Annotated in this window: 7 protein-coding genes; 6 read left to right on the top strand and 1 reads right to left on the bottom strand. The window is 65.3% G+C overall.

From position 1 onward, the window contains the following. On the bottom strand, positions 1-182 hold a 182-nt coding region (locus AC1DU6_RS16885; RefSeq protein ID WP_477858445.1), incomplete at its 3' end, for a hypothetical protein. A gap of 276 nt (positions 183-458) precedes the next feature. Here AC1DU6_RS16885 and AC1DU6_RS16880 point away from each other — a divergent pair. The 6 genes from AC1DU6_RS16880 to AC1DU6_RS16855 all read left to right on the top strand — a co-directional run. After that, positions 459-1211 carry an SDR family oxidoreductase gene (locus AC1DU6_RS16880; protein WP_056193466.1) on the top strand — a complete coding sequence of 251 codons (753 nt, stop codon included), beginning with the start codon at positions 459-461 and terminating at the stop codon, positions 1209-1211. 48 nt (positions 1212-1259) lie between these two features. Continuing rightward, complete coding sequence (locus tag AC1DU6_RS16875) at positions 1260-2114, top strand: ureidoglycolate lyase (protein WP_457446173.1); 855 nt, start codon at positions 1260-1262, stop codon at positions 2112-2114. Beyond that, complete coding sequence (locus AC1DU6_RS16870; protein ID WP_457446175.1) at positions 2111-3391, top strand: L-fuconate dehydratase; 1281 nt, start codon at positions 2111-2113, stop codon at positions 3389-3391. The genes AC1DU6_RS16875 and AC1DU6_RS16870 overlap by 4 nt, the downstream gene beginning before the upstream one ends. A gap of 81 nt (positions 3392-3472) precedes the next feature. Beyond that, positions 3473-4300: a 3-keto-disaccharide hydrolase gene (locus AC1DU6_RS16865; RefSeq protein WP_477858442.1), complete on the top strand. Its 828-nt coding sequence runs from the start codon at positions 3473-3475 to the stop codon at positions 4298-4300. Positions 4301-4451: 151 nt separating this feature from the next. Continuing rightward, a complete protein-coding gene (locus tag AC1DU6_RS16860; RefSeq protein ID WP_477858440.1) occupies positions 4452-5684 on the top strand; it encodes an ROK family protein in 1233 nt (410 codons plus the stop codon). Beyond that, a partial coding sequence (locus AC1DU6_RS16855) for an FGGY family carbohydrate kinase (RefSeq protein ID WP_477858438.1) occupies positions 5684-6201 on the top strand: 518 nt, incomplete at its 3' end. The genes AC1DU6_RS16860 and AC1DU6_RS16855, both read left to right, overlap by 1 nt.

The raw sequence follows: 6201 nt of genomic DNA, 5'->3' as shown, positions 1-6201 counted from the left end.
TCCACCCACTGCACCGCGGTTTCCTCGCCGGCCTGAGGGGGGGCTTCCAGGAAATGCTTGCTCACGCCCGGCTCCAGCAGATCCAGAGTTCGCGCGGGCAGCATCATGTGAACACCCAGCACGGCCACGGTGAGCACGATCCCTCCCATGAGGAATCTGATGCTGGTCAGGTCAGATTGCACGCCATCAAACTTCGGCATTTGCGTCCTGTGCACTCTAGAGCCAAAGGCGGGCGCCGGCACAACGAAGCGCTCGCCTCACGGGGCAAATCGCCGTCGACGGCAATCCATGAAAAACGCGGCCTGGCCAACTGTCGCGAATCGGGTCAATGGGCGCCAGCGCCTTCGATAATTGAAATTGGTAAGGCCAATTTAACGATTTATGCCATGTTCGCCTACACTGGTCAGACCTTCAATACCCTGACCATCGTGAGTGACTTCCACGCCCCTTCCGCCTGCCTGACGGGCAAGACCGTTCTGATCACCGCAGCAGCACAGGGAATCGGACGTGCAAGCGCCCTGGCCTGCCTTGCGGCGGGTGCCGAGGTGATCGCCACGGACATCCAGGAGAGTGGCTTGGCCGCGCTGGCCCGGGAAGCGGCGTCTTCGGCGCTGCGTACCGAGGTTCTCGATGTCCGCGACACCCTGTCGGTGCAGAGCCTGGCCGGTCGGTTGCCTGCTCTGCACGGGCTGTTCAACTGCGCCGGCTTCGTGCATCACGGCACGGTGCTCGACTGCGACGAAGCGGCCTGGGACTTCAGCATGGACCTGAACGTGAAGAGCATGCTGCGCACGCTGCGCGCCTTCCTCCCGGGCATGCTCGCAGAGGCCGCACGCCACGGCGGCGGCGCCTCGGTGCTGAACATGGCATCCATGGCCTCATCGGTAAAGGGCTTTGCGAACCGCTTCGCCTACGGCACGACCAAGGCGGCCGTCATCGGCTTGAGCAAGGCAGTCGCTGCGGACTTCGTCAAGCAAGGCCTGCGCTGCAATGCCCTTTGCCCCGGCACAGTGGACACACCGTCCCTGCGCGGGCGGATCGCTGCGGCGGCCGATCCCGTGCAGGCCGAGAAAGACTTCATCGCCCGCCAGCCCATGGGCCGGCTGGCCACCGTCGACGACATCGCTCCGCTCGTCGTCTTCCTGCTCAGCGACGCGTCGCGCTTCATCACCGGGCAGGCCGTTTGCGTTGATGGCGGCGTCACGATTTAAGGCGCGTCATTTCGGCATATCTCCCGATCCGTCAATAACGAACTTCCCATGAAACTCCTTCGCTACGGCCCTGTTGGCCAAGAACGCCCCGGCCTGCTCGATGACAACGGCCGCGTGCGCGACCTCTCAGGCCTTGTCGATGACGTTGCAGGCAACGTGCTGACGCCCGCCGGCCTCGCAAGGCTGCGCGATATCGACCCGACGGACCTGCCACTCGTCAGCGGCACGCCGCAACAGGACCTGCGCCTCGGCCCCTGCGTCGGCCGCGTCGGCAAGTTCATCTGCATCGGCCTGAACTACGCCGATCACGCTGCCGAGTCCGGCTTGGCCGTGCCGACCGAGCCCGTCGTCTTCGCCAAGTGGACCAGCGCCATCTGCGGCCCCGATGACGCGGTGCAGATCCCGCGCGGCTCGCTCAAGACCGACTGGGAGGTGGAGCTGGGCGTCGTCATCGGCGAAGGTGGCCGCTACATCGAGGAAGCCGACGCGATGAAGCATGTGGCCGGCTACTGCGTCGTCAATGACGTGTCAGAGCGCGAATGGCAGCTCGAGCGCGGCACGCAGTGGGACAAGGGCAAGGGTTGCGACACCTTCGGCCCCATCGGCCCCTGGCTCGTCACGGCCGACGAGGTGGCCGACCCGCAGCAGCTGGACCTCTGGCTGGAGATCGACGGCCGGCGCTTCCAGAACGGCAACACGCGCACCATGGTGTTCGGCGTTGCGCAGATCGTCAGCTACCTGAGCAAGTTCATGAGCCTGCAGCCCGGCGACATCATCTCCACCGGCACGCCGCCCGGCGTCGGCCTGGGCCAGAAGCCGCCGCTGTACCTGAAGCCCGGCCAGACCATGCGCCTGGGCATCCAGGGCCTGGGCGTTCAAACGCAGAAGACCGTCGCAGCATGACCACCCGCATCACAGGCCTGCGCACGGTGGATGTGCGCTTCCCGACGTCGCAGCACCTCGACGGTTCGGACGCGATGAACCCCGACCCGGACTACTCGGCCGCCTACGTCATCCTTGAAACCGACACGCCGGGCCTGGAAGGCCATGGCCTGACCTTCACCATCGGCCGTGGCAACGATATCTGCTGCCGCGCCATTGAGGCCATGCGCCACCTGGTTGTCGGCCTGGAGCTGAGCTGGATCGCCGCCGACATGGGCCGCTTCTGGCGCCACGTCACGTCGGACAGCCAACTGCGCTGGATCGGGCCCGACAAGGGCGCCATCCACCTCGCCACCGGCGCCGTCGTCAATGCCGTATGGGACTTGTGGGCCAAGGCCGAGGGCAAGCCGGTGTGGCGCCTGGTGGCCGACATGAGCCCGGCCGAGCTGGTGCGCTGCATCGACTTCCGCTACATCACCGACTGCATTACACCCGACGAGGCGCTGGCGCTGCTCACCCGCGCAGCAGAGGGCAAGGCCGAGCGCCTGGCCACGCTGGAGCGCGAGGGCTACCCCTGCTACACGACCTCGGCCGGCTGGCTGGGCTACCCCGACGACAAGCTGCGCCGGCTGTGCCAGGAGGCTGTGGACGCGGGCTTCAACCACGTCAAGCTCAAGGTCGGCCGCGACCGCGAGGACGACATCCGCCGTCTGCGCATCGCCCGCGAGGTGCTGGGGCCGGACCGCAAGCTGATGATCGACGCCAATCAGGTCTGGGATGTTCCCGTGGCCATCGACTGGCTCAAGGACCTGGCCTTTGCCAAGCCCTGGTTCATCGAGGAACCGACCAGCCCCGACGACGTCGAAGGCCACCGCGCCATTCGGCAGGCCATCGCGCCCATGCAGGTCGCCACCGGCGAGATGTGCCAGAACCGCATCCTGTTCAAGCAGTTCATGATGCGCGGCGCCATCGACGTAGTGCAGATCGACAGCTGCCGCCTGGGCGGCGTCAACGAGATCCTGGCCGTCATGCTGATGGCCGCCAAGCACGGCCTGCCCGTCTGCCCGCATGCCGGCGGCGTGGGCCTGTGCGAGTACGTGCAGCACCTGTCCATGATCGACTACCTCTGCATCGCCGGCACGCGTGACGGCCGTGTCATCGAGTACGTGGATCACCTGCATGAGCACTTCGTCGACCCCTGTGTCGTGCGCGGCGCGGCCTACATGCCGCCCGAAGCACCGGGCTTTTCGATCACGATGAAACCGGCCTCGCTGGCGCAATACCGGTTCGGGGGCTGAACTCGCCAGAACCGTTCCAGCACCAACGCGCGGCCTTGAAAGAGACCGCGCGATTTGCCTTTTTCCGGATAGGTCCACGTCATGAAGAACCGATCTCTGTCAACGATGCTGGCCTGCCTGTGCATCGCCCTGACCCCAGCGCGCGCGAGTGCGCAGGACGAGGGCGAATGGCATTCGCTGTTCAATGGCCGCGACCTTTCCGGATGGACCGTGAAGATCAACAAGCGTCCGCTTGGAGACAACTACGCGAACACGTTTCGGGTGGAAGACGGCGTGATCAAGGTCAGCTATGACGGCTACGGCAAGTTCGACGAACAGTTCGGCCATCTGTACTCCAACCTGGCCTACGCCAATTACATCCTTAGGCTCGAGTACCGGATCACGGGCACTGCCGTTGCAGATGCCCCACCCTGGGCCAAACTCAACAGCGGCGTGATGATCCATTCACAGTCGCCCTGGACGATGGGGCTCAACCAGGCCTGGCCTGCCAGCATGGAATTCCAGTTCCTCAGCGCGGGCGCAACGGCGGGCCGCCAGACGGGAAATGTGTGCACGCCTGGCACCAACCTCGAGATGAAGGGCCGGCTGGTGACAGACCACATCATCGAGTCGACCTCGAAATTGTTCCCCCTGGATGAGTGGGTAGCGGTGGAGGTCGAGGTTCGAGGCAACGAGGAAGTCGTCCATCGCGTCAATGGCGTCGAGGTCCTGCGCTATCAGCATCCCCAGCTTGATCCCAGGGAGGACAGCGCAAAGGCCCTGCTGGATGCCGGTGCTCCCCTGCAGTTGTCATTCGGCCATATCGCGCTGCAGGCGGAATCGCAGCCCGTATGGTTTCGGAACATCAGGATCCGATCCCTCCCCGCCACTTCCCGGACCGGGCAACAGGGTCCGGGAGTGCCTCGGTGAAATCTCCTGCTGCTGCCGTGACTCGCGGCCTGCGATGACGAAGCCGCGCTCCCCTATTTACTTTGTCCATCGCCCCAACTAACATTGGTCATACCAAAAACACAACGACAAGTTGTGGTCCGACCACGAAAGTTCATCAGGGAGAAGTGCCTTGCAGGTCGAAGCCGCCGCGAGCCAACAGCTCCTCAAAGTCATCAATCGCATGGCGCTCGTCAGGCAACTGTGCGCCAAACCAGGTCAGTCACGAGCCGATCTGGCTGCTGTGGTGGGCCTGACCAAATCCACCGTCGGCCTGCTCGCCCGTGAATTGATTACCGAGGGTTGGCTGGTCGAGCGCGAAATCGTCCCGACAGGCGACATGGGTCGCCGCCCCACGCCCTTGTTCATCGATCCAACCCGACTGCTGCTGCTCGGTGCCGAAGTCGGCGTCGACTCCGTGCGCGTGGTTGCCACGTCCCTCACGGGCGAGATACGTGCAGAAACTGTCGCCAGCTACGGTGCCATTCGCTCGGCCAAGTCGTGCATTCGAGTACTCGCCGCATCGCTGCTGAAGGTCTTCGGGCAGCTCGCCGCCAGCGAGCAGGCGCTGGGTATCGGTGTCGGCTTGCCCGGCGGCGTCGATGCAGCGCGTGGCGTGCTTCGATTCGCGCCCAACCTGGGCTGGCGCGATGTGCCATTCGCAGCACTGCTGGCCGAAAGACTGGCTGACTCCCCGCTGGCACACGTGCCGCTCTTCCTTCAGAACGAAGCTGCTGTCGCCGCGGTTGGCGAAGTGGAGTTCAACTCCTCGACCGCAGCGGACCCATTGCTCTACGTCTCCATCAGCGAGGGCCTCGGTGCCGGTGTCATCGTCGGTGACCGGCTGCTGACCGGCAACCGAGGTTTCGCTGGCGAAGTGGGGCACACCGTGCTGCAACTCGATGGTCCGCGTTGTTCCTGCGGGCGCCRGGGCTGCGCGGAGGCGCTGATCTCGATGGGCGCCATGCAGCGGGGCTACGGCAGGGGGACGGAAATGACCTCGCTGTCTCGGATACGCAGCCATCTGTTGGGGAACGACCCTGAGACCCAGAATGCCGTCGCCTCCGCCGGACGCTACCTCGGCGTGCTGCTGCAGAACCTGTCTGCCACTTACGACCCCGCGTGCATCGTTCTCGGTGGCGCCGCGATCGAGCTGGGGGAACCATTCCTGAAGCCGGCGCTGGATACGCTGAACGCCTATGCCGCTGCAGCCGGTTTGCCACCGCCGATCGTGCGCACGTCGCGCTTCGGCGTCAACGCCGTCGCTGTCGGCGCTGCAGCGCTGGCACGTTATCGACTGACCCGCCCCGCGTTACCTCTGGCTGACGGTGGAACCATTTTTCTTGAAACAGCGGAGGCTGCTTGATGTTTCTCGGCATTGATCTGGGCACCTCGGAAGTCAAGCTGCTGTTGCTTGACGACAGCGGTCGCATCGTTGGTACCGCAGGCAGCGCATTGACGCTGTCGGCACCGGAACCTCTGTGGTCCGAGCAGAACCCATCCGACTGGTGGCGCGCGACGGGCACCGCCGTGGCCCAATTGCGCACGACCCACCCGACCGAATTTGCCGCGGTGCGCGGCATCGGCCTGTCCGGCCAGATGCACGGCGCGGTGCTGCTGGGCGCTGACGACGCCGTGCTGCGCCCGGCCATCCTGTGGAACGACGGCCGCAGCCACGCCGAGTGCGGCGAGCTGACGGCCGCCGCGCCGCGCCTGCACGACATCGCCGGCAACCTCGCCATGCCCGGCTTCACCGCCCCGAAGCTGCTGTGGGTCAAGAAGCACGAGCCCGAAGTCTTCGCGCGGGTGGCCAGCGTGCTGCTGCCCAAGGACTGGCTGCGCCTGCAGCTGACCGGCGACAAGGTCTCCGACCCGTCGGACGC

It is taken from the genome of Roseateles sp. P5_B10 (genome assembly GCF_056400485.1).
The sequence above is the reverse complement of the archived record's forward strand: the minus strand, read 5'-3'. Positions and strand labels throughout refer to the sequence as shown.